Source organism: Rhizobium phaseoli (assembly GCF_010668805.1).
Classification (GTDB): domain Bacteria; phylum Pseudomonadota; class Alphaproteobacteria; order Rhizobiales; family Rhizobiaceae; genus Rhizobium; species Rhizobium phaseoli_A.
The window spans coordinates 135,989-159,305 of record NZ_WUFT01000005.1; the positions used below are offsets into that span (position 1 = coordinate 135,989).

Annotated in this window: 26 protein-coding genes; 18 read left to right on the forward strand and 8 right to left on the reverse strand. The window is 60.9% G+C overall.

Going from position 1 to position 23,317, the window contains the following annotated elements; translation table 11 throughout:
- Positions 1-187 precede the first annotated feature (187 nt).
- Both GR197_RS09515 and hemB read right to left on the reverse strand, forming a co-directional pair.
- Positions 188-646, reverse strand: coding sequence for an RDD family protein (locus GR197_RS09515; protein ID WP_007626319.1), 459 nt, complete (start codon positions 644-646; stop codon positions 188-190).
- Positions 647-718: 72 nt separating this feature from the next.
- Positions 719-1,732: a porphobilinogen synthase gene (gene hemB / locus GR197_RS09520; protein WP_164008806.1), complete on the reverse strand. Its 1,014-nt coding sequence runs from the start codon at positions 1,730-1,732 to the stop codon at positions 719-721.
- 227 nt (positions 1,733-1,959) lie between these two features.
- Between hemB and GR197_RS09525 the strand changes: the two genes are divergently transcribed.
- From GR197_RS09525 to GR197_RS09555, 7 genes are all read left to right on the forward strand, one after another.
- Positions 1,960-2,397 (forward strand): DUF6163 family protein, encoded by a 438-nt coding sequence (locus tag GR197_RS09525; protein ID WP_164008808.1) that lies wholly within the window; start codon positions 1,960-1,962, stop codon positions 2,395-2,397.
- A gap of 128 nt (positions 2,398-2,525) precedes the next feature.
- Positions 2,526-3,041: a transcriptional regulator LdtR gene (gene ldtR, locus GR197_RS09530; RefSeq protein WP_007626316.1), complete on the forward strand. Its 516-nt coding sequence runs from the start codon at positions 2,526-2,528 to the stop codon at positions 3,039-3,041.
- Positions 3,042-3,484: 443 nt separating this feature from the next.
- The gene (locus GR197_RS09535; RefSeq protein ID WP_164008810.1) at positions 3,485-4,786 is read left to right on the forward strand and encodes a L,D-transpeptidase family protein; all 1,302 of its coding nucleotides are present in this window, start codon (positions 3,485-3,487) and stop codon (positions 4,784-4,786) included.
- 215 nt (positions 4,787-5,001) lie between these two features.
- On the forward strand, positions 5,002-6,300 hold the full coding sequence (gene glyA, locus GR197_RS09540) for a serine hydroxymethyltransferase (RefSeq protein ID WP_164008812.1): 1,299 nt from the start codon (positions 5,002-5,004) through the stop codon (positions 6,298-6,300).
- A 9-nt stretch (positions 6,301-6,309) separates the two neighbouring features.
- Positions 6,310-6,786 carry a transcriptional regulator NrdR gene (gene nrdR / locus GR197_RS09545; RefSeq protein ID WP_003547190.1) on the forward strand — a complete coding sequence of 159 codons (477 nt, stop codon included), beginning with the start codon at positions 6,310-6,312 and terminating at the stop codon, positions 6,784-6,786.
- A gap of 3 nt (positions 6,787-6,789) precedes the next feature.
- The gene (ribD, locus tag GR197_RS09550) at positions 6,790-8,091 is read left to right on the forward strand and encodes a bifunctional diaminohydroxyphosphoribosylaminopyrimidine deaminase/5-amino-6-(5-phosphoribosylamino)uracil reductase RibD (RefSeq protein ID WP_164008814.1); all 1,302 of its coding nucleotides are present in this window, start codon (positions 6,790-6,792) and stop codon (positions 8,089-8,091) included.
- Entirely contained in the window at positions 8,091-8,702 is a 612-nt protein-coding gene (locus GR197_RS09555) for a riboflavin synthase (RefSeq protein WP_164008815.1), read from the forward strand. The genes ribD and GR197_RS09555 overlap by 1 nt, the downstream gene beginning before the upstream one ends.
- A gap of 75 nt (positions 8,703-8,777) precedes the next feature.
- Here GR197_RS09555 and GR197_RS09560 read toward each other — a convergent pair whose 3' ends face one another.
- The 3 genes from GR197_RS09560 to GR197_RS09570 form a co-directional block, all read right to left on the reverse strand.
- Positions 8,778-9,293 (reverse strand): GNAT family N-acetyltransferase, encoded by a 516-nt coding sequence (locus GR197_RS09560; RefSeq protein ID WP_164008817.1) that lies wholly within the window; start codon positions 9,291-9,293, stop codon positions 8,778-8,780.
- 10 nt (positions 9,294-9,303) lie between these two features.
- Positions 9,304-9,822 carry a cupin domain-containing protein gene (locus GR197_RS09565; protein ID WP_164008819.1) on the reverse strand — a complete coding sequence of 173 codons (519 nt, stop codon included), beginning with the start codon at positions 9,820-9,822 and terminating at the stop codon, positions 9,304-9,306.
- Between the two features lie 143 nt (positions 9,823-9,965).
- Positions 9,966-10,325, reverse strand: coding sequence for a hypothetical protein (locus GR197_RS09570; RefSeq protein WP_164008821.1), 360 nt, complete (start codon positions 10,323-10,325; stop codon positions 9,966-9,968).
- A gap of 335 nt (positions 10,326-10,660) precedes the next feature.
- On the opposite strand from GR197_RS09570, the gene ribH reads away from it, so the two are divergent.
- The 3 genes from ribH to GR197_RS09585 all read left to right on the forward strand — a co-directional run bounded on the left by ribH (position 10,661) and on the right by GR197_RS09585 (position 13,940).
- Positions 10,661-11,116: a 6,7-dimethyl-8-ribityllumazine synthase gene (gene ribH, locus GR197_RS09575; RefSeq protein WP_164008824.1), complete on the forward strand. Its 456-nt coding sequence runs from the start codon at positions 10,661-10,663 to the stop codon at positions 11,114-11,116.
- 3 nt (positions 11,117-11,119) lie between these two features.
- On the forward strand, positions 11,120-11,602 hold the full coding sequence (nusB, locus tag GR197_RS09580; protein WP_164008826.1) for a transcription antitermination factor NusB: 483 nt from the start codon (positions 11,120-11,122) through the stop codon (positions 11,600-11,602).
- A gap of 199 nt (positions 11,603-11,801) precedes the next feature.
- Positions 11,802-13,940: a sodium-translocating pyrophosphatase gene (locus GR197_RS09585; protein WP_164008828.1), complete on the forward strand. Its 2,139-nt coding sequence runs from the start codon at positions 11,802-11,804 to the stop codon at positions 13,938-13,940.
- 129 nt (positions 13,941-14,069) lie between these two features.
- Here the strand turns inward: GR197_RS09585 and GR197_RS09590 are convergent, their stop codons facing one another.
- A complete protein-coding gene (locus GR197_RS09590) occupies positions 14,070-14,603 on the reverse strand; it encodes an outer membrane protein assembly factor BamE (RefSeq protein WP_164008830.1) in 534 nt (177 codons plus the stop codon).
- A 187-nt stretch (positions 14,604-14,790) separates the two neighbouring features.
- Here GR197_RS09590 and GR197_RS09595 point away from each other — a divergent pair, with 187 nt between their 5' ends.
- The 6 genes from GR197_RS09595 to GR197_RS09620 all read left to right on the forward strand — a co-directional run bounded on the left by GR197_RS09595 (position 14,791) and on the right by GR197_RS09620 (position 19,248).
- Positions 14,791-15,411, forward strand: coding sequence for a ubiquinol-cytochrome C chaperone family protein (locus GR197_RS09595; RefSeq protein ID WP_164008832.1), 621 nt, complete (start codon positions 14,791-14,793; stop codon positions 15,409-15,411).
- A gap of 11 nt (positions 15,412-15,422) precedes the next feature.
- A complete protein-coding gene (locus tag GR197_RS09600) occupies positions 15,423-15,977 on the forward strand; it encodes a YceD family protein (RefSeq protein WP_164008834.1) in 555 nt (184 codons plus the stop codon).
- A 98-nt stretch (positions 15,978-16,075) separates the two neighbouring features.
- Positions 16,076-17,122, forward strand: coding sequence for a phosphate acyltransferase PlsX (plsX, locus tag GR197_RS09605; RefSeq protein ID WP_164008837.1), 1,047 nt, complete (start codon positions 16,076-16,078; stop codon positions 17,120-17,122).
- A 20-nt stretch (positions 17,123-17,142) separates the two neighbouring features.
- Positions 17,143-18,114 carry a beta-ketoacyl-ACP synthase III gene (locus GR197_RS09610; RefSeq protein ID WP_164009115.1) on the forward strand — a complete coding sequence of 324 codons (972 nt, stop codon included), beginning with the start codon at positions 17,143-17,145 and terminating at the stop codon, positions 18,112-18,114.
- Positions 18,115-18,219: 105 nt separating this feature from the next.
- On the forward strand, positions 18,220-18,558 hold the full coding sequence (locus tag GR197_RS09615; protein WP_003574027.1) for an integration host factor subunit alpha: 339 nt from the start codon (positions 18,220-18,222) through the stop codon (positions 18,556-18,558).
- Between the two features lie 150 nt (positions 18,559-18,708).
- Complete coding sequence (locus GR197_RS09620) at positions 18,709-19,248, forward strand: MerR family transcriptional regulator (protein ID WP_164008839.1); 540 nt, start codon at positions 18,709-18,711, stop codon at positions 19,246-19,248.
- 67 nt (positions 19,249-19,315) lie between these two features.
- On the opposite strand, the gene GR197_RS09625 is transcribed toward GR197_RS09620, so the two are convergent.
- Positions 19,316-19,663, reverse strand: coding sequence for a response regulator (locus tag GR197_RS09625; protein ID WP_164008841.1), 348 nt, complete (start codon positions 19,661-19,663; stop codon positions 19,316-19,318).
- A 266-nt stretch (positions 19,664-19,929) separates the two neighbouring features.
- On the opposite strand from GR197_RS09625, the gene GR197_RS09630 reads away from it, so the two are divergent.
- The gene (locus tag GR197_RS09630; RefSeq protein WP_164008843.1) at positions 19,930-21,576 is read left to right on the forward strand and encodes an ATP-binding protein; all 1,647 of its coding nucleotides are present in this window, start codon (positions 19,930-19,932) and stop codon (positions 21,574-21,576) included.
- Between the two features lie 87 nt (positions 21,577-21,663).
- On the opposite strand, the gene GR197_RS09635 is transcribed toward GR197_RS09630, so the two are convergent.
- Complete coding sequence (locus GR197_RS09635) at positions 21,664-21,978, reverse strand: DUF1236 domain-containing protein (protein WP_164008845.1); 315 nt, start codon at positions 21,976-21,978, stop codon at positions 21,664-21,666.
- A 325-nt stretch (positions 21,979-22,303) separates the two neighbouring features.
- On the opposite strand from GR197_RS09635, the gene bcsN reads away from it, so the two are divergent.
- Positions 22,304-23,290: a cellulose biosynthesis protein BcsN gene (gene bcsN / locus GR197_RS09640; protein WP_164008847.1), complete on the forward strand. Its 987-nt coding sequence runs from the start codon at positions 22,304-22,306 to the stop codon at positions 23,288-23,290.
- The last annotated feature ends 27 nt before the right edge of the window (positions 23,291-23,317 follow it).

A 23,317-nucleotide genomic window follows, 5' to 3' on the forward strand; every position in this document is an offset into this window, starting at 1 on the left:
TCGAGACCGTGCCGTTTCTTGACAGCATGACCTAAGAATAAAAAACGTCAACAGCGGGACCGTTCTCGCCCTTCATATCGGTCTTCTAATTTTAGATATGGAGCGTTGGCGCTCCCGAGCAAAGAGAAAGCGGAGACTTTATTTCGTCTCCGCTGAATGTTTCAGCCGTGACTCGGTTCAACAAGGCTCAGGCGGTGCGGACCGTTGCCGTGCCGACCAGCAGGTCGTGGATGAGACGGCTGCGTTCGGTAAACAGGCCGGCAAGCAGTATGAGCGGCGTCAACACCGAGTTGAGGATCCAGAACAACGCCAGATGCACGATTGCCGTCAGGAAATCCATCGGCCGACCGTCGACGCGCACGATGGCGATCCCCATTGCGCGCATGCCGAGCGAAGCCTGGCTCCGTCCGCCGACAGTCAGGCCGAAATAGATGCCGGCGACGATGACGAAGAGGGCAGGGTAGAGCAGGAAGCCAAGCCCGAGCGTGACGATCGACAGGAAGAACAGCACGATCGCTGCGGGGATGCACAGCAGCAGCACGATCAGATAGTCGAGGATGAAGGCGAAGACACGGCGGCTCAACACGCCGCTATAGGCGCGCCAGTCCTCCGGTGCGGCATAAAGCGGATTGGGGTTGTAGCTCATCTCAATCTCCTGCGGAAAAGCGATGCCGCAGATATGGTATCGGCGTGGAGAAATACAATAATTCTCCCAGAATCACCGTTTGCTGAGGATTTTCGCCACCTCGACGGCGAAATAGGTGAGGATCCCGTCGCATCCCGCCCGCTTGAACGACAGCAGCGTTTCGAGCATTGCCCGTTCGCCATCGATCCAGCCGTTCATCGCCCCCGCCTTGATCTGGCTGTACTCGCCGGAGACCTGGTAGGCGAAGGTCGGCAGGCCGAAGGCCTCCTTCATCCGCCAGCAGATGTCGAGATAGGGCAGGCCGGGCTTGACCATCAGCATGTCGGCGCCTTCTTCGACGTCGAGGGCCGCATCGCGGATCGCCTCGGTGCCGTTGGCTGGGTCGATATAATAGGTCTTCTTGTCGCCTTTCAGAAGCCCGCCGGTCGAGATCGCCTCGCGATAGGGGCCATAGAAGGCGGAGGCGAATTTCGTCGCATAGCTCATGATGCCGACGCCCTGGTGGCCGGCCGCATCGAGCGCCATGCGGATTGCGCCGATGCGCCCGTCCATCATCTCCGACGGTGCGATGATGTCGGCGCCGGCATTCGCCTGCATCACCGCGGCTCGCGCCACCTGATCGACCGTCTCGTCGTTGACGATCTCGCCGTCTCTCAAGATTCCGTCATGGCCGTGGCTGGTGAACGGGTCGAGCGCGACGTCGGTGATAATGCCGATGTTGGGCACCGCTTTCTTGATCGCCGCCGTCGCCTGATTGATCAGATTGTTGGCTTCAAGACTGTTCGAGCCGGTCTCGTCGCGCAGTTTCATCTCGATGTTCGGAAAGGTGGCAATCGCGGGGATGCCGAGGCCGGCAGCTTCTCGTGCAGCCTCGACCGCGCTGTCGATGCTCATGCGGTTGACGCCGGGCATCGCCGCGATCGGATCGACGATACCGGAACCCGGCACGATGAAGATCGGCCAGATCAGGTCGTCGACCGTCAGCCGGTTTTCCTGCACCAGCCGGCGTGTCCAATCCGCCTTGCGGTTGCGCCGCATGCGGCGATGGCCGGTGATGTCGTCGACGAGATGCGTCCTGTCCTGCATGATATCTGCCCCCTGGGCCATTCCATTTATCGGAGCGCTCATTATCATGGCGCCTTGAAAATCCAAACCGGGCGATTGGCCGCGGCGGAAAAACCTGGCGTATAATGCCGAAATCAAAGTCGATTTTCGGCATGATGCGCGCGCTCGATATGATAGAGCGTCGTTTGCGCGTCGTCAGACGCGCGGCGCTCTTTAAGAAGATGCAACCCCAAACCGATGTTTGCGCTATGGAAACCGATTCTCCGACGATACCGAAACGCACACTGGCGGATATCCTCTTCATTCTCTTCCTGAGACTGGTTGCCGTATCCTGCTTCTGGTTCGGCCTGCAATATTGGGCGATGCTCGTCGGCTATTCGCTGGTCGGCGCCGGCCGCTTCGATCTTTTGAGCCTGCCATGGAAGGTGGCGAGCACCAGCCTCGCCGTGCTTTTTCCCGTCGCCTCCCTCGGCCTCTGGCTCACCGTCTCCTGGGGGCCGGTCATCTGGGTGCTGGCTGCCGGCGGGCAAATCCTGATGTATGGCCTGTTGCCGGATATTTTCGGCCCCAACAAGCTGATCATCCTGCTGCATGTCATTGTCGCCGTGGTTTACTGGATTTTCCGCCTGCTGCTCTGGCTGGAAAAACGCCGCCATCGCCGCGAGGTAAGTGTTGATTTACCCTGAGACAACGTGGGGTTACCGGTAAGGCTCCGTTAAGCCTGCGGTTTAAGTCGAATTTTATATGTATTCGATAGGGTCTCACTCAAGGCGGGAAGAAAACACACCGCCAACCAAACAGTGAGGCAGTCAATATGAACACGAAAATCAAGCCGCAGGCGGTATCGAACTTCCGTGACCAGCAGGATCAGGGCATCCGTGATCTTTACATGGAATCCCTTCATCTTGTTGAACGTCTTCACCGCCGTCTTCTCGACGTCATCAAGGACGAGTTCGACCGTCAGGGTCGCAGCGACGTCAACGCCATCCAGGCGCTGCTCCTTTTCAACATCGGCAATTCCGAGCTGACCGCCGGCGAGCTGCGCTCGCGTGGCTACTATCTCGGCTCCAACGTTTCCTACAACGTCAAGAAACTCGTCGACCTCGGTTTCATCAACCACCAGCGCTCACGCATCGACCGCCGCTCGGTCCGCATCAGCCTGACCGAAACCGGCCAGGACATCGCCGAAACGGTGGGCAAGCTCTACGAACGCCACATCACCTCGATCGACAAGGTCGGCGGCATCGGCACCGACGAGTTCACCCAGATGAACAAGCTGCTCCAGCGCCTCGACCGCTTCTGGAACGACTCGATCATGTATCGCCTCTAAGACCCCTGACCTCCTTCAGGGTTGCAGAAAACCGGACGTGTCCCTGCGCGTCCGGTTTTGCCGTTTGCTGGCGCGTGGCATCTTTGCAACGCAAAGGCGGGCAAGCATTATCACGGTATCCAAGCCGTCTTTTAGCCGTTATTAACCGGCACGGTTTAGCCCGTCATATGGTTCGTTGTGTCGTGTTTCCGGTAGCCGGGTCATCCGTCTTTCGGCCCGGCAACACGAATTGGCCATATTGGTGTGGCAGCGGAAGGCTTAACAACCGGCGCTTTCAATGGACCGATCAGAACGCTCAGGCTGTCGCATCGCAATCTTGTGATGGGGCAAGCGGAAAGTTTTGATGCGCCGGGACAACAAATGCACAGAGATCTGCGTTAAATCGCAGTGATATCTCAAAGAGCCGCGGCTTCTCTTTATCGCCGCATTCAGTGGTTGGGACTATGTCGAAGAAAAACGGAATTGAAGCTCTCTCGCGCCGCGCTTTCCTGGCGTCCGCTGCAACTGTTGGCGTAAGCGCGATTGCCGCGCCGGCCTTCGCGCAATCGGCGCTCGATACGCTGATCAATGCGCCGCGCCGCGGCAACTGGGACGACCAGTTCGACGCAAAGGCTGCTTCGCGCACGGCGAGCGCCGTCGTTTCCAATACTCCGATCCTTGGCCCCCAATCGCTCGCCAGCGCCCAGCAGGCGGTCATGCAGTATCAGCAGATCGCGGCTGCCGGCGGCTGGCCTGAAGTCAATCCCGGCGACCAGCGCCTGCAACTCGGCGTCAGCCATCCCGCCGTCCAGGCGCTGCGCCAGCGTCTGGCGATCACCGGCGACCTGCCGCGCGAAGCCGGCATGTCGAGCGCTTTCGATTCCTATGTCGACGGCGCCGTCAAGCGCTTCCAGGCCCGCCACGGCCTGCCGTCCGATGGTGTCCTCGGCGAATTCACGCTGAAGGCGATGAACATCCCGGCCGACGTTCGCCTGCAGCAGCTGAACACCAATATCATTCGTCTGCAGACGTTTCCCGAGGACCTCGGCCGCCGCCACGTGATGGTCAACATCCCGGCCGCCTATGTCGAGGCCGTTGAAGACGGCAGTGTTGCGACCCGCCACACCGCGGTTGTCGGCCGCTTGAGCCGCCCGACGCATCTCGTCAATTCGAAGATCTACGAGGTTATCCTCAACCCGTACTGGACCTCGCCGCGCTCGATCGTCGAGAAGGATATCATGCCGCTGATGCGCAAGGATCCGACCTATCTCGAAAAGAACGCCATCCGCCTGATCGACGGCAAGGGTAACGAAGTCGCCCCCGAGACCATCGACTGGAACGGCGAGGCGCCGAACCTGATGTTCCGCCAGGACCCCGGCAAGACCAACGCTATGGCCTCGACCAAGATCAATTTCTACAACAAGAACGGCGAGTACATGCACGACACGCCGCAGCAGGGCCTGTTCAACAAGCTGATGCGCTTCGAATCCTCTGGCTGCGTCCGCGTCCAGAACGTGCGCGACTTGTCGAACTGGCTCTTGCGCGAGACCCCCGGCTGGAACCGCCAGCAGATGGAGCAGGTGATCGCAACCGGCGTCAACACGCCGGTCAAACTCGCCACGGAAGTTCCGGTCTATTTCGTCTATATTTCCGCCTGGGGCATGCCCGACGGCGTCGTCCAGTTCCGCGACGACATCTACCAGATGGACGGCAATGCCGAGCTGGCGCTCGATACGACGGCCGGCATGGAGCAGCCGGTCCAATAAGCGGCGGCCTCTGCATCGCATTTTTAAACCGCGCCTCCCGGCGCGGTTTTTTTATGCCGGGCGGGCGGTTCCATAGCGCCGTCGCCAGGCATCTGGAAAGAGCGGTCACAAAAAGGCCGGAGCGCGCGGTTTGCTCAGCAAATGTCGTTCTTCGTATTGCCCTTGCCACAGCGGAAGGCTAATACCTCAGCGCATTCCAGTTGAGGAGCCCGCCCATGACCAATGCTTCCACCGAATCCTTCTTCAATCGCTCGCTTGCGGACGTCGATCCCGAGATTTTCGGTGCGATCGGAAAGGAACTCGGTCGCCAACGGCACGAGATCGAACTGATCGCTTCTGAGAACATCGTCTCCCGCGCCGTGCTGGAAGCTCAGGGCTCCATCATGACCAACAAATATGCCGAGGGTTATCCCGGCAAGCGTTATTACGGCGGCTGCCAGTTCGTTGATATCGCCGAGGAGTTGGCGATCGAGCGCGCCAAGAAGCTGTTCGGCGTCAATTTCGCCAACGTCCAGCCGAATTCCGGCTCGCAGATGAATCAGGCCGTGTTTCTGGCGCTGCTGCAGCCCGGCGATACGTTCATGGGTCTCGACCTGAATTCGGGCGGCCACCTGACGCATGGGTCGCCGGTCAACATGTCCGGCAAGTGGTTTAACGTCGTCTCCTACGGCGTGCGTGAAGGCGACAACCTGCTCGACATGGATGAAGTCGAGCGCAAGGCCAAGGAGACCAAGCCGAAGCTGATCATCGCCGGCGGTACTGCCTATTCCCGTATCTGGGACTGGAAGCGCTTCCGCGAAATCGCCGACAGCGTCGGCGCCTATCTGATGGTCGACATGGCCCACATCGCCGGCCTCGTTGCCGGCGGCCAGCATCCGTCGCCATTCCCGCATTGCCATGTTGCGACGACGACGACTCACAAGTCGCTGCGCGGCCCGCGCGGCGGTGTCATCCTCACCAATGACGAGGATCTGGCGAAGAAATTCAATTCGGCCGTTTTCCCCGGTCTGCAGGGTGGGCCGCTGATGCACATCATTGCCGCCAAGGCCGTCGCCTTCGGCGAGGCGTTGCAGCCTGAGTTCAAGGATTACGCCGCCCAGGTCGTCAAGAACGCCAAGGCTCTTGCCGAATCGCTGATGGCGGGCGGCCTCGACGTCGTCTCCGGCGGCACCGACAACCATCTGATGCTGGTCGACCTGCGCAAGAAGAACGCCACCGGCAAACGCGCCGAAGCAGCTCTCGGCCGCGCTTACGTCACGTGCAACAAGAACGGGATTCCATTCGATCCGGAAAAGCCTTTCGTCACTTCGGGCGTGCGTCTCGGCGCGCCGGCCGGTACGACGCGCGGCTTCAAGGAAGCCGAATTCCGCGAAATCGGCAATCTGATCGTCGAGGTTCTTGACGGCCTGAAGGCCGCCAATTCCGATGACGGCAACGGCTCGGTCGAAGCCGCCGTGCGTGGCAAGGTGGTCAACCTCACAGACCGCTTCCCCATGTACGACTACATGGGATAAGGAGTAGCGATGCGCTGCCCCTATTGCGGTTCGGAAGATACTCAGGTCAAGGATTCGCGCCCGGCGGAGGACAACACGTCCATCCGCCGGCGGCGTATCTGTCCGGATTGCGGCGGCCGTTTCACCACCTTCGAGCGCGTGCAGCTGCGCGAGCTGATGGTTATCAAGAAGACCGGCCGCAAGGTGCCCTTCGACCGCGACAAGCTGGTGCGCTCCTTCGAGGTGGCGCTGCGCAAACGCCCGGTCGAGCGTGATCGGATCGAGCGCGCCGTTTCCGGCATCGTCCGCCGGCTGGAAAGCTCCGGCGAGACCGAAATCTCCTCCGAGCAGATCGGCCTCCAGGTGCTGGAAGCCATGAAGAGCCTCGACGATGTCGGCTTCGTGCGCTACGCCTCGGTCTATCGGGATTTCTCGCTCGCCGAGGATTTCGAAAAGGTCATTTCCGAAATCAACGCCAAGATCGCTCGCGACCCGCTGGATAGGTGAGCCATGAGCGTCACGCCGCATGACGAGAGTTTCATGGCGGCGGCAATACGTCTGTCGCGCCGGCATCTCGGCCGCACCGGCACCAACCCTTCCGTCGGCTGCCTGATCGTCCGGGACGGCGTCGTTGTCGGACAGGCGGTCACCGCTGTCGGCGGCCGCCCGCATGCGGAGACGCAGGCGCTCGCCGAGGCCGGCGCGCTTGCCCGCGGCGCCACCGCCTATGTGACGCTCGAACCCTGCTCGCATCACGGCAAGACGCCACCCTGCGCCGAGGCGCTGATCGCCTATGGCGTTGCCCGCGTCGTCATCAGTGTCACCGATCCCGATCCGCGCGTCTCCGGCCGCGGCATCGCCATGCTGCGCGAGGCCGGCATCGAGGTGGAATCCGGCGTGCTGGAGGCGGAAGGCCGGCGTTCGCTCGCCGCCTATCTCACCCGCCAGACGAAGAACCGGCCCTATGTGACTCTCAAGCTTGCCGTTTCCGCCGACGGCATGATCGGCCGCGAGGGCGTGGGGCAGGTGGCGATCACCGGCCCGGAAGCCCGCGCTGAAGTTCAGGCGCTGCGCGCCGAAACCGACGCGATCCTCGTCGGCATCGGCACTGCAATGTCCGACGATCCATTGCTGACGGTGCGGACACCTGGCCTTGAAGCGCAGTCCCCGATCCGCATCGTGCTCGATCCGTTGCTGGCATTACCGCTGACGAGCAAGCTGGTTCAAACGGCTCGGGAGGTGCCGGTCATCGTCGTGGCGAGTGAAGAGATTTCGCCGTTAGGGTCAGAGGAAGGGGCACCCCCCTCTGTCCTGCCGGACATCTCCCCCATAAAGGGGGAGATCGGCAAGGAGCGCGATCCGAGTTCCCAAGATGACTTGCCATCACCTGCAACGGCGGATGTGGAGCAGGGAGCAAGCCGCTGGCCAATCTCCCCCCTTGTGGGGGAGATGCCCGGCAGGGCAGAGGGGGGGAACCCCTCCACCGACCCCACCGACTCCCGCCGCGCCGCTCTCGAAGCCGCCGGTGTCGAGATCGTCTACTGCAATCCCTATCACCCGGAAATCCTGCTGCCGGCACTGGCAACACGCGGCATTTCCTCGCTTCTGGTCGAGGGCGGCGCCAAGACGGCGCGGCTTTTCCTCGAGGCTGGCCTCGTCGATCGCATCCAGCTTTACCAGGCGCCTGTCGTCATCGGCGAAGGCGGTATTGAATCGCCGCTTGATGCAACCGACATACCACCGGGTTTTGCTCACACGGGCACGCAGATGTTCGGCGAAGATCGCCTGGACGAATACGAAAGAGGGCTTTGATGTTTACCGGAATAGTCACCGATGTCGGCACGGTCGAATCCGTTTCCCCGCTGAAGGAAGGCATCCGGTTGCGGGTCGCCACCGCCTACGATCCCGCAACGATCGACATGGGCGCCTCGATCTCGCATTCCGGCATCTGCCTGACCGTGACGGGTCTGCCGGCCGAAGGCAGCAACGGCCGCTGGTTCGAGGTCGAGGCCTGGGAAGAGGCGCTGCGGCTGACGACGATCGGCACCTGGCGGGAAGGCAGCCGCATCAATCTCGAACGGTCGCTGAAAATCGGCGATGAACTCGGCGGCCACATCGTTTCCGGCCATGTCGACGGCAAGGCGGAAATCCTCTCGGTGACATCGGAGGGCGACGCCACCCGTTACCGCCTGCGGGCGCCCGAGCATTTGGCCAAATTCGTCGCCCCCAAGGGTTCGATCGCCCTCGACGGCACCTCGTTGACCGTCAACGCGGTCGACGGCACGGATTTCGACGTGCTGCTCATCCGTCACACCCTCGAAGTCACCACCTGGAGCGAGCGCAAGGCCGGCGATTTCGTCAACTTCGAAGTCGACACCATGGCGCGTTACGCTGCCCGGCTGGCTGAATTCCCGAGCGCATAACCCCGAAAATCGGAATCGATTTTCGGGGTTATGCGCAGATCCAAGGTGGTAGCGCGTCCCGTCGGATACGCGGCGCTACAGCGAAAACTGAATGATCTCGCCGTTATACTGCGCGCGCGTGGTCTCGCGAAAACCGAGTTTGGCTGCGACCCTCAACGAGGCCTGGTTTTCCGGGCTGATGATGCAGCTCATCGGTTTTCCTGGGAAGTGCGCTTGCCCCCAGCCGATCAGGGCGGCCAGCGCCTCGGTGGCATAACCGCGGCCGTGCGCCGAGGGCATCAGCGCCCAGCCGACCTCCATCGTTCCCTCGATCGACGGCGTCATTTCGCGGCGGGATTCCATGAAACCGGCTTCGCCGATGAACCGGCCGGTCGCCTTTTCGATGATTGCAAGGAAGCCGAAGCCCATATGGTGCCACATGCCGGCAAGGCGCAGCATGCGGCTCCAGCTCTGCTCTCGCGTCGAAGGCACACCGCTAATGAAACGGACGACGTCTTCGTCTGCCCATAGCGCTGCATGCATCTCGAAATCGCCGAGGCGGTGAGGGCGGAGCGTCAGCCGTTCCGTTTCGAGGGTCGGAATGTCGGTCATATCGGGTCCTTCAAGCGCCGGGTTCGCCATCCCAATAGTCGAGATCGCCCTCCGGCCGTCCGATATGGCGGAAGCGCCTGGGGGTGCTATCGTCGCTGTTGGTCATGGCCCTGTTGGTCTTCGCCAGAAACTTTCCGGAATCGGGATATTCGACGATTTCGGTCTTCGCCATCGTCGAAATGCCGAGATAGACGAGCGGTGCAGTGCCGGTGTTGATGATCTGGTGCGCCGTCTCCGGCCCACCGGCCGGCGCGCCGAGCACGTCTCCCGTTTTGATCGCATGGCGCTCCTCGCCGAAGCGGTATTCGCCGGCGCCTGCGATCACATAGAAAAGCTCGTCTTCGACGTGGTGGTTGTGGAAGGGGCAGCCCGATTTGCCCGGCGGCACTTCGTTGTAGCTGACCCCGAGACCGGCCAAGCCGAGAAGCGTGCCGAACGAAGTATCGACGCTTTCATAGAACTCGCCCTGTTTCCAGTGGTCGAGCTTGAGATCGGTGGTATTGATCACCGCCTTCGATTCCCTAGCCATGATGTCCTCCTGTTGCAGGAAGAGAAGCCATCATCCCCCGGGAAAATTCAACGGTTTTCTAGAAAATCCCCGGCATGGGCGGAGAGGAGACCGCCGCCCATGCTTTGAGCGCCGCGCACCGATGGGACGCGATGCGCTGAACGTCAGCGGACGTAGAAGGTCAAGCTTCCGTAGGCTGCCTGTTCGGCATTGACGATGTTGCGGACATCGACCCCTTCATTGTTAAGCCGATGGGCAAGCGACCTGTTGGCGTCGATCGAGGCCTGGATGCCGTGAACGGCCTGGCCGGAGCGTTCCGGCGCCGAGTGCGGGCCTGTGTTCTCGTCGTCGAGGTTGCGCCAGTTATGGACCTCCTCGACGTTGAAATCGTTGCCGTGGAAGCTCCTGAGCGTCTGCTCGATACCCTGGGCAGTGTTCATCCCAAGGCTTTCGGCCCGGCTGACGCCGGCAAATGCGAGGGAGGAGAGGGCGACGGCGATAGTGATGGTGACAACGCGGTTCATGATAGTATCCTTTTCATCTGCTTTGACGGTCGACTGTCGTTGCAGGGGATCGTCAGCGTCACGATATGGAATTGGCGTTGTCCCTTTCGCGATTCAATGGGTTAAGTCACTGAAAATCCATTAAGAATTGTTCATGGAAACGGCCTTTGAATTGCCGTTTTCCAGGCATCCGGAAAAGCCGGTTTCAAAGGCTTGCCCGCTGACGCAGCTATCCCTTTGCTGAAATTTCAGTTTTGGCGTTGCGGCATTGGGCGAAAGTGCTTGCCATTCCGGCGAAGGCATGTTTTGACCGCGGCCTGCCGAGTGGAAAACGCCCCGCAAAACGAAGGTGAACCATGCCGAGAGACACCGCTCCCCATATTTTGATCGTTGAAGCCCGCTTTTACGACGACATGGCCGACGCCTTGCTCGAAGGCGCCATCTTCGCATTGGAGCAGGCCGGCGCCACCTTTGAGGTCGTCACGGTTCCCGGCGCACTGGAAATTCCAGCGGCGATTGCCATGTCGCTCGATGGAGACGACAATGGTGGAACGCATTATGATGGCTATGTCGCGCTTGGCATGGTCATCCGCGGCGAGACCTATCACTTCGATATCGTGTCGAATGAATCCTCGCGGGCTTTGATGGATCTTGCGGTCAGCGAGTCCCTTGCCATCGGCAATGGCATTCTGACCGTCGAAAACGACGAACAGGCATGGGCGCGCGCGCGCCGCTCGGATAAAGACAAGGGCGGATTTGCCGCTCGCGCAGCTCTGACCATGATCGAGCTGAAGCAGAAATTGGGTGCATAACGAATGAACGACGACAAGACGGAACGGCCGGTCAAGACTGCAAACCAGCGGGGCGCTGCCCGCCTTGCTGCCGTTCAGGCGCTGTACCAGATGGATGTCGGCGGTACCGGCGTCCTGGAAATCGTCGCCGAATACGAGGCGCACCGTCTCGGCCAGGAGCTCGACGGCGCGACCTATCTGAAGGCCGATGCCGCGTGGTTCCGTTCGATCGTCTCCGGCGTCGTGCGCGATCAGACCCATCTTGATCCGCTGATTGCTGCGGCCCTCCAGGATGATTGGGCCTTGTCTCGTCTCGACAGCACCGTGCGCGCCATCCTGCGCGCCGGCGTCTTCGAGATCACCGACCGCAAGGACGTCCCGGTGGCGGTCATCGTCACCGAATATGTCGAGATCGCCCAGGCCTTCTTCGATGACGACGAGCCGAAGCTCGTCAACGCCGTGCTCGACCGCATCGCAAAGCAGGTCCGCGGCGAGGTGAAGAAATAACTCCTTAGCCGCCAAACAATCTCCCGCCTCTTTCTTTGAACTGCAACGGTTTTTCGCCTGTTGCGGTCTTGACGCCACGTAATCGACCAAGCAATCTCCGCACCGCTTAGCTGTGGCATTTCTGTGGAGAGGAAAGGCGATTCGGCGGCGTTTTTGCCGGAGAAGGAGTGATCTCCGGCCTATGGGAGGAAAGAGCGAAATGACCATTCTTTTATGCGTAATTGCATGCGGTCTGCTCTCGGTGGTCTATGCCGCCTGGGCAACCCGGTCGGTGCTTGCCGCCGATCAGGGCAACAGCCGCATGCAGGAGATCGCGGGCTATATCCGCGAAGGCGCTCAAGCCTATCTGACGCGCCAATACAGAACCATTGCCCTTGTTGGCGTTGTCGTTTTCATCGCAGCCTGGCTGCTTCTTTCCGCCACGGCCGCCATCGGCTTCCTGATCGGCGCTGTGCTTTCCGGGGCTGCCGGCTTCATTGGCATGCATGTCTCCGTCCGCGCCAATGTGCGCACCGCCCAGGCCGCTTCCGCGAGCCTTTCCGCCGGTCTCGACATTGCCTTCAAGTCGGGTGCGATCACCGGCATGCTGGTGGCAGGCCTCGCACTGCTCGGCGTCTCCATCTACTATACTATTTTGACCTTCGGCCTCGGCCATGAGAGCGGCTCGCGCGAAGTCGTCGATGCGCTGGTGGCGCTCGGCTTCGGCGCTTCGCTGATCTCGATCTTCGCCCGTCTCGGTGGCGGCATCTTCACCAAAGGCGCCGACGTCGGCGGCGATCTCGTCGGCAAGGTGGAAGCCGGCATTCCCGAAGACGATCCGCGCAACCCGGCAACGATTGCCGACAATGTCGGCGACAACGTCGGCGACTGCGCCGGGATGGCAGCCGACCTTTTCGAGACCTATGCGGTTTCCGTCGTCGCCACGATGGTCCTCGCTTCGATCTTCTTTGCCGGAGCGCCGATCCTCCAGTCTGCGATGATCTATCCGCTGGCAATCTGCGGCGCCTGCATCATCACCTCGATCATCGGCACCTTCTTCGTCAAGCTCGGCTCGAACGGCTCGATCATGGGCGCTCTTTACAAGGGTCTCATTGTCACCGGCCTGTTGTCGATCGTCGGTCTCGGCGCCGCCACCTCGCTGACGGTCGGCTGGGGCTCGCTCGGTACGGTCGGCGGTGTCGACATTTCGGGCGCGCACCTCTTCTTCTGCGGCGTCGTCGGCCTTGTCGTCACCGCGTTGATCGTGGTGATCACGGAATATTATACCGGCACCGGCAAGCGTCCGGTCGTCTCGATCGCCCAGGCCTCGGTCACCGGTCACGGCACCAATGTCATCCAGGGCTTGGCCGTCTCGCTGGAATCGACGGCACTGCCGGCGATCGTCATCGTCGGCGGCATTCTCGCCACCTACCAGCTCGGCGGCCTTTTCGGCACCGGCATTGCTGTCACCGCGATGCTCGGCATTGCCGGGATGATCGTCGCCCTCGACGCATTCGGACCAGTTACGGACAATGCCGGCGGTATCGCCGAAATGGCGCATCTGCCGCCGGAAGTGCGTAAATCCACGGATGCGCTCGATGCTGTCGGCAATACGACCAAAGCCGTCACCAAGGGTTATGCCATCGGTTCTGCCGGCCTCGGCGCGCTGGTTCTCTTCGCAGCCTACTCCTACGACCTCAAATATTTTGCGGCGAATGGCGACAAGTTCCCTTATTTCGCCGGCATAGGCGAAATTTCCTTCGATCTCTCCAACCCCTATGTCGTGGCGGGATTGATCTTCGGCGGTCTCGTTCCCTACCTCTTCGGCGGCATCGCAATGACCGCCGTCGGCCGTGCGGCCGGCGCGATCGTTGAGGAAGTCCGCCGTCAGTTCAAGGAAAAGCCGGGCATCATGCAGGGCACGGAAAAGCCGGATTACGGCAGGGCCGTCGACCTTCTGACAAAGGCCGCCATCCGCGAGATGATCGTGCCGTCGCTGTTGCCGGTGCTGGCGCCGATCGTCGTCTATTTCGGCGTTCTTCTCATCTCCGGCTCCAAGGCCTCGGCCTTTGCTGCGCTCGGCGCATCGCTGCTTGGCGTCATTATCAACGGCCTCTTCGTCGCCATCTCGATGACATCGGGCGGCGGCGCCTGGGACAATGCCAAGAAGAGCTTCGAGGATGGTTTCGTCGACAAGGACGGCGTGCGTCACATGAAGGGCTCGGATGCGCACAAGGCCTCGGTCACTGGCGATACCGTCGGCGATCCCTACAAGGACACCGCCGGCCCCGCCGTCAACCCGGCGATCAAGATCACCAACATCGTGGCACTGCTGCTGCTCGCCGTTCTCGCCGGTTGAGCCATCGCGTGCAGGCGCCGCGGTTCGCCGCGGCGCCTGACAAAGAGAAGAACGCTGTAACACCTTGAATTATGCAGTAAAAAACCCGCCGAAGCTCCTCCGGCGGGTTTTCGTATGAGGCGTATTCGGTCAGCGCAGGCTGCTTGGGTTCTGCGGTGTGCCGCCGGCACCACCGCCGAATAGGCTGCGCGCAGCGCTCGCGGCACTGCCGCCGGAGAGCATCTGCTGCAGGAAGGTGAGTTCCTTGCCGCCGGTCGGCGTGACGCGCCCGACCGTGTCGAACACCTTGCCGTCCTGCAGGGTATAGTTGGCGCGGCGACTGACGACGCCGTCCTTGTCGAAATAGACCGCAAGAACGCTTTGGTCGACGACCTTCAGCTTCTGGAAGGCGACCGCACGCGTACGTCGCTGCGAAATGTAATAGAAGACTTCGCCGTCGAAGGTCGCCGTCGTCGACGGGGTGCCGAGCGAAAGCAGCACCTGCTCGCGGCTCGAGCCTTCCGGAACGAGGTTCAGCGACTGCTGGTCGGCGACGTATCCGCCGTTGAGCACGGTGCTGGTCTGGCAACCGGAAAGGGCGGTGGTGGAGGCGATTATCAAGGCAATGGCCGCACTGCTGAAGAATTTCACGTCAGACTTGAAATACCGTTTCTTCAACGACATCTACTCCCTTGAGTATCGATAGCAGCCATTTTGGGCCTTGCACGCTTACCTCCTGCAAAACCATTGTGGCCATTCCGGGTCAAATGTCCCGAATTCGCTTCGCTGACGCATCGAAGGCGTCGTCCCGAAACTGGCCACGATCGGCATTGCAATTCGCGCCTGCTTCGGTAAACCAGCTTTCGAAATCATGCAACAAGGCCAGAGGCCAGCCGGCGTGAAGAATGAGGCATTTCCGGAAAAAACAATGATCTTCGGGCTCTTCCGTAAGAAAAACAACAATCAGGCAATCGTCGACAGGCAATATGCGGCGCTGACGGCGGCCGCGCGCATGCCTGAGATTTATCAGCGGCTCAATGTGCCGGACACGGTCATGGGCCGTTTCGAGATGCTGTCGATCGCCATGATTCTGTTTTTTCGCCGCACGCGTGCTTCCGGCACCAGCGGCCAGGAGATCGCCCAGGAGATCGTCGACGCTTTCTTCCAGGATATCGACTATTCGATCCGTGAACTCGGCATCGGCGACAACAGCGTGCCGAAGCGGATGAAGAAGCTCGCCGGCATGTTTTATGGCCGCCTCGAAGCCTATTCGAAGGCGATGGACACAGGCGATGCCGAAGCGCTCGCTGTGGCACTCACGCGCAATATCTACCCGGAAAGCTCGGCGCCGGCCGATATGTCCGGCCTCGCCGGGTGGATGATCGCCGCGGAAGCGCATTTGTCCGCCATTGCCGAAGAGGAGATCGCCACCGGTTCGGCCGCGCTCCCGCCGGTCGCCACCCCACCAGTCACTTGGCCACCGGTCGATTGAAGGAGGAAACGATGAAGAACAATCGGGACGATGTTCCCTTCTCCTATCACGTCAAGGTCGGCCATATCTCGGCCAACCCCGTCGAAGTTCACGTCGAGGCAGACGGCAAGGAACTGAAGGCGCTTGCCGAGACCTGGAACATTGTCTCGGTCGACAATCTCAGCGCCGACCTGCAGATTGCCCGCTGGAAGCGCGACGGCGTGCGCATCAAGGGCCGCGTAAAGGCGAAGCTCGTCCAGTCCTGCGTCATAACGCTGGAACCGGTCGAATCCGCCATCGACGAGAGCTTCGAGCAGATCTTCGTGCCTGAAGGTTCCAAGCTTGCCCGCCAGGCCGGTAATGACGCCGGCGAGATGTTGCTCGATCCGGACGGCCCTGATCTGCCCGAAACCTTTGTCGGCGATACGATCGATGCCGGGGAGTTGGTTGCCGAATTTGCCGCTCTGGCGATCGATCCCTATCCGCGCAAGAAGGACATCGAATTCGACGGCCATATCGAGGATGGCGGCGAGGACGACAAAAAGCCCTCGGCTTTCGCTGCCCTCAAGGATTGGAAAAAGGACTGAAGCGTCTCTGGCATTTGACATAATTCAGTTGTAAGCGACGCCAAAACCGGTATTTTGGCCGAAATTTCGCCCTCGGCGAAAAGAAGGATCAGGGACGCGTGATCAGAATATCTCTCGACCTCATGGGTGGCGACTTTGGTCCCCAGGTTGTCATCCCCGGCGCCGCCAAGGCGTTGGACCGGCATCCGGATATTTCCTTCGTTTTCTACGGTCTCAAGGAACAATGCGATCCGGTTCTCGCCAAGTTTCCGAAGCTTAGGGAAAAATCGCTCTTTCACGATTGCGAGCTCGCCGTCAGCATGGAGGAGAAGCCGAGCCAGGCGCTGCGCCGCGGCCGCTACATCTCCACCATGTGGCGCTCGATCGAGGCGGTGAAGACGGGGGAGGCCGATGTTGCGGTCTCGGCCGGCAATACCGGGGCGCTGATGGCGATGGCGAAGTTCTGTCTGCGCACCATGGCCAATATCGAGCGCCCGGCGATCGCCGCGATCTGGCCGACGCTCAAAGGTGAGAGCATCGTGCTCGACGTCGGTGCGACGATCGGCGCCGATGCCCAGCAACTGATGGATTTTGCCCTGATGGGCGGCGCCATGGCGCGGGCGCTGTTCGAGGTCGAAAGGCCGACGGTCGGCCTTCTGAACGTCGGCGTCGAGGAGATGAAAGGCCAGGAAGAGGTCAAGGAAGCCGGTCGGCTGTTGCGCGAGGCAAACATCGATTCGCTTGAATATTCCGGCTTTGTCGAGGGCAACGACCTTGGCAAGGGCACGGTCGACGTCGTCGTCACCGAAGGGTTTTCCGGCAATATCGCCCTGAAGACCGCTGAAGGCACTGCCAAGCAGATCGGTGAATATCTGCGAGCTGCCATGTCGCGCACGCTGCTCGCCCGCATCGGGTACCTCTTCGCCAAAAGCGCCTTCGACATGCTCCGCGAGAAGCTCGATCCGAGCAAGGTCAATGGCGGCGTGTTTCTCGGCCTGAACGGCATCGTCATCAAGAGCCATGGCGGGGCGAATGCCGAAGGCATCGCCGCGGCCATCGAAGTCGGCTACGACATGGCCAAGAACGGCCTCAATCAGAAAATAGAAAACGATCTTAAGAAATATCATGCCAAGCGGCTGCCCCCCATGGGCCCGGAAGCTGCATGAGCAATGGGGTTCAATCGACTATGATCCGTTCAGTGGTTCGCGGGTTCGGAGCCGCACTCCCGAAGCGCGTGATGACCAATGGTGACATGGAGGCGATCGTCGACACGTCAGACGAATGGATCGTCCAGCGCACCGGCATCCGGCAGCGTTATCTCGCCGGCGATGAGGAGACGACGGCGTCGCTCGGCGAGGCCGCAGCGCGCGCAGCCCTTGCCAATGGCGGCCTGACGCCGGATGATATCGATCTGATCATCTGTGCCACCTCGACGCCGGATAACACTTTTCCGGCAACCTCGGTCAACATCCAGAACCGCCTCGGCATGAGCCACGGCTTCGCCTTCGACGTCCAGGCCGTCTGCACTGGTTTCGTCTATGCGGTCACGACAGCGGATGCCTATATCCGCGGCGGGCTTGCAAAGCGGGTTCTCGTCATCGGTGCCGAAACTTTTTCGCGCATTCTCGACTGGAACGACCGCACCACCTGCGTGCTTTTTGGCGACGGCGCCGGCGCGATCGTGCTCGAAGCGACCGAGGGCGAGGGGACTGTTGCCGATCGCGGCGTGCTGACGGCGCATCTGCGCTCGGACGGCTCGCACAAGGAAAAACTCTATGTCGATGGCGGACCGTCGACGACGGGCACTGTCGGCAAGCTGCGCATGGAAGGCCGCGAGGTCTTCAAATATGCCGTCGGCATGATCACCGATGTCATTCAGGCGGCCTTCGATTCGACTGGCACGACCGCCGATGACCTTGACTGGCTGGTGCCGCACCAAGCCAATCGGCGCATCATCGACGGTTCGGCCAAGAAGCTGAATATCGATGCCGCGAAGGTCGTCATCACGGTCGATCTGCACGGCAATACCTCGGCGGCCTCGATCCCGCTTGCACTTGCGACCGCTGCCGGCGACGGCCGCATCAAGAAGGGCGACCTGGTGATGCTCGAAGCGATGGGCGGCGGCTTCACTTGGGGCGCCGTTCTGCTGCGCTGGTAGGTACGAATCCTAAAAAACTGGCGGCGAACAAGAGCTTGACCGTAAGGCGCAAGACAAATACTCTTCATGCGATTTCACAAAATATTTGTAGTGGGCGGGGAAACCATGACCGGAAAAACAGTGACGCGAGCAGACCTGGCGGAATCCGTTTTCCGAAAGGTCGGGCTTTCCCGGACCGAATCTGCGGAACTTGTGGAAACCGTCATCGACGAAGTTTGCAACGCCATCGTGCGCGGTGAAACCGTCAAGCTTTCCTCCTTCGCCACCTTCCAGGTGCGCGACAAGAACGAGCGGATCGGCCGCAACCCGAAGACTGGCGAGGAGGTTCCGATTTCCCCCCGTCGGGTCATGACCTTCAAGGCGTCGAACGTGCTGAAAACGCGCATCCTCAAGGCGCATGTGTCTCGCAAGGTCAAGCTAAAGCCGCAGAATCCGGCCTCCTGATCGTCTGCTTTCCGTTTCTAAACAGCATTTTTTCCCCTCCGCACTGTCCTGCGTTGTGCGCAACGTCGACACATGACTTGAATTGTCGGCGCCAAACCGTTGAAATATGATGAGTCGCCGTAGGATCGAGCCGCGAGGTCGCGTAGCAGTATGACGTTGGACAAGAGCCCCGATGCCTTTCGCACCATCAGCGAAGTCGCAGACGATCTTGATCTGCCGCAGCATGTGCTGCGCTTCTGGGAGACGCGTTTTCCCCAGATAAAGCCGATGAAGCGCGGCGGTGGCCGTCGCTACTACCGGCCCGAGGATGTCGATCTCCTTAAGGGCATCCGGCATTTGCTCTATGATCATGGCTACACGATCAAGGGCGTGCAGAAGCTTTTGAAGACCAACGGCAACAAGTTCGTCATATCCGTCGGCCACGGCGATCTCGCCAGCGTCGAGGCGCTTGCGTCGGGCGTGCAGGATGCGAGTGCGGGGGAACCGCGCGTCGGTATGGCCGATGAAGACCAGATCGTCGGCCGCGCCAAGCCGCCGATTACCCGTCGGTTCTTCAACTTTGTGGCTGGCGACGACGAGCAGGAAGTCTCGATCGGCAAGTCGAGCGTCGGCAAGGAAGACAGGGCATTGCTGCAGGAGGCGCTTTACGACCTGCTGGAATGCAAGCGCCTGCTCGATCAGGTGCGCTGACCAGAAAACAACTCTTTGTTTTTATGCATCGCTATCCCGGAACGGCTCCGCTTCCGGGCTGCATGCATTAGGCTTCGGCAAGCCGCTTCATCGCCTGTTCGAGTTCGCTGAGCTGGAAGGGTTTTTGCAGCACGGGCAATGTGCTCGGGCTGCTGCCGGCAGGGGCGGCGCCATATCCCGTCGCGTAGACATAGGGTTTGCCGCGTTCGTCGAGCAGTTTTGCAACCGGCAGCGAACTCTGCCCGGCAAGCGAGACGTCGAGAATTGCAGCGTCGAATTCCGTCTCCCTGGCTGTTGCCAGCGCCCGTTCCAGATCGGGCGCGCTGGCGCAAACCCGGTAGCCGAGATCGGCGAGCATGTCCTCAAGCAACATCGCAATCAGCGCGTCGTCTTCGACTATGAATATGTCTTTCATGTTCCCATCCACCCATTCCCCTTGCTGGGCATGGAAATATGTGGAACCCCTTGCACGGCTCGTCAAGGTGTCGTGCGCGGCAGTGTGAGAAACAACATATTGCCGGGCGAAATTCGATGTGTAAAAGCTTGGATGCCGTTTGCGCAATGGCTCCCGCATAATCCTTAAATCCGAATCGATTCAAAGATAAAATCATGCGGAAAATGAGAGAGTTACAGCGTCCTTTACGCATCTAAGACGCGCGGCGCTGTAAGAAGGGGTCTGGAATGGATTTGCTGAGTGCCACGGATTGGCTGCGTCATAGGCCGGGTTATACATATCCGCTGGCCGTCGCCTTCGTTAGCCTGACGCTTCTTCTGAGGCTCGTCGCCAGCGACTATCTCTCCGGATTTCCCTTCTTGAGCTTCCTCCCGGCGATATTGCTGGCGAGTTTCATCGGCGGCGCCGGGCCAGGCTTCGTCGCGGCGGTTCTCGCCGCCTTCATCGTTCAGCAGTTTTTCGTCGAGCCGCACAATATCTTCTGGCCGATCAGCGCCGGCCAATGGGTTGGTCTCTCAACCTACCTCGTCAATGCGGCGATCATCATCGGCCTGATGGAGATGATCATCATCGCGCATGGCCGGCAGAGCCGCCTCCGCAATGAGCTCAACAGTTTCAACACGCGCCTCGAACAGACGGTGGTCCAGCGCACCGCCGAGCTCAGGCACGAGATGGAAGAGAACGCCGCCGCTCAGGCGCAGGTGCGCCAGCTGCAAAAGATGGAGACGATCGGTCAGCTCACCGGCGGGGTCGCCCATGATTTCAACAATATGCTGGCGATCATCATCGGCAACCTCGATCTCGCCCAGCGGCGTTTGACCGGCCATGAGGATCCCCGCCTGCTGAACTCCATCCAGAATGCCAAAGACGGCGCCCAGAGGGCGGCGGTACTGACGGCGCGGCTTCTCGCGTTCTCGCGCCAGCAGCCGCTCGCCCCTGAAGTAATCGACCTCAACAAGCTGGTTGGCGGTATGTCGGAGCTGCTACGGCGTACACTTGGCGAGCAGATCCGGATCGAGACCGTGCTTGCCGGCGGCCTCTGGCCGAGTTTTGCCGATCTGAGCCAGCTTGAGAACGCTATCCTCAACCTTGCCGTCAACGCCCGCGACGCCATGCCGGGCGGCGGACATCTGACGATCGAGACCGCCAATACCGAACTCGACGAACGATATTCCCGCATGCATTCGGAGGTCGAGGCCGGCCAATATGTGATGATCAGCATGACCGACACCGGTACTGGCATGTCGCCTGATGTGATCGAGCGGGCGTTCGACCCGTTTTACACGACCAAGGGACCCGGCAAGGGCACCGGTCTCGGCCTCAGCCAGGTTTACGGCTACATCAAGCAGAGCGGCGGCCACATCAAGATCTATTCGGAGATCGACAGGGGCACGACGGTGAAGATCTATCTTCCGCGTCATGTCGGCGCGACTGACGCTCGGTTGAGTGCCTCCGGCGCCCAGCCTATCCCTCAGGGCAGCGTCAACGATACGATCCTGGTGGTGGAGGATGATGAGAACGTCCGCACCATGACCGCCGAGAGCCTGCATGAACTCGGTTACACCGTGTTGCAGGCGGCGAGCGGGATGGAAGCGCTTCTCGTTCTGGAAGAAAATCGGGACGTCGACCTGATCTTTACCGATATCGTCATGCCGCAAATGACCGGACGCCAACTGGCCGATATCGTCCAGGAGAAATGGCCGGCGATCCGGATCCTCTATACGACGGGTTATACCCGCAATGCCATCGTCCATAACGGGGTGCTCGATCACGGCGTCTCGTTGCTTGCCAAGCCCTTCAGCCTGGAGCAACTCGCCCATAAGATCCGCGAACTCCTGAATGCGCCGGCAAAGGCGGAAGGCGAGCGGACGTGAAGCCGCCACAGTATGACGGGATGCACGCCGACCGGGCCTAATATCATCCTGTTCTAGGCGACTGCACGTCCACTATCCCCGATCGCTTTATTCGAGGACCTGGATCACACGGTGCGTCTTCGGCTCGACGATGACACGCCGCTCGTTGACGACCGTATAGCCGTAGCCGTCCATATCCGGCACGGTGTGCACTTGGACGGTGTCGGGCAGCGTCGCGCCGACGGCGATATCGCCTTCATAGACGACGGATGGCGTGTTTTGTTCCATCACGTAGGTGCGCACCTCGCCTGGCAAGACGACGGAGCCGGTCGGAGCGGGATCGGTGACGATGACGGTGCTCTGGGCGAAGGCGGCGGAGCCGATGGTTAGCATGGCGGCCGCAGCAAGCATGATCTTGCGCATGGGATGTTCTCCTTGTTCAACCTGAGACATCAACGCAACGCCGGCCATGCGGCATAGTTCCCGGTGACCTTCGCCCGTGCCGAAGACCGACGCAATCTCGGCAATTCAGTTGTTGCTAAATCAAATTATGCACCATACGGTTGAGCTGTTCGAATCACGTTTAATGCGAGTTCGTTCAGCGGCACCTGCGGCGGGTTTTTTACTCTTCGTTAACCATGTTGGCGATTTATACCCTGTGAACGACCGGTTGGTCGTTGATTCGAAGGTCCGTCGCGTTTCGGTTTGCGAATGGATATCTGGAAAGACGATTGCGGCGGCTTGAGACATGCGTTTGCGGAAGACGATATCGATGGTGGCTGTGGTGGGCATGATGGCCGGCTGCACCTCGACGGGCGGTGTGCGCCAGCCCTCCGGGCCGGAAACCGTGGTGCCTGAAAAGGCGCTGGTCCTGCCACCGCCGGGCGGCCCGTCGATCGTCAGCGTCGTCGAGCGCAAGCGTGGCAATGGCGTCGAGCAGACGATCTCGCTGTTTACCTCATCCTCCGTGCCCGGCCAGAACTTCTTGAAGGTGCAGTTTTTTGGCGCGTCCGGGGCCAATCCCGGCACCGGCAATGCCGGTTTCAGCATGATCAACGAGAGCGGCATTAGCCGCGAGGTGGCGCGTTCGGCCCCCGGCGTGCCGATGGCGACGTCGGCGACCTTCCTGCAGAACGCCTATGGACCCTTCGGTTATGCCGCTGGCCGCAGCCGTAGCGGCGACAGCTGCATCTTTGCCTGGCAGCAGATCCGCTCAAGTGCGGCCGCCAACACCCAGGCGCGCAATTTCGGCATGATCCAGCTGCGACTGCGTCTCTGCGATGCGAATGCCAGCGAGCGCCAGCTGCTCGGCATCGTCTACGGCTATACCATATCAGGCACTTTCGACGGGGTGATCTGGAACCCTTACGGCAATCCGCCGCCGGCCGATGTCGCGCTCGGACGCACCGGCGCGCCGATTTATCCTGACGAGGGCCGCTATCGCGCCGGCCCGATGCCGATCGGCTATGAGCCGGCGCCTGCCGTTGTCAGCCGGCCGCGGGCAGTTCCGGCCCGCAGCGCTTCGCCACCGGCGCAAGGCGCCGCACCGATGTCGGCGCCCATCGGCCCGCGCGTGCCGCTGCCGGGTGACGCGCCGCAGGCGAGGATGATGCCGGATGCGGCAGCCGCGCCGCCCGAACAGCCGGTTGAACAATCCGCAAGGGCGATCGGCGTCACCGTGCCGTCGCCAGACTGCATAGGCGATGCGGCCATGACGGCCGCCTGCCGGAGATAATCAGCATGCCCGGGGCGCCCGACGGTG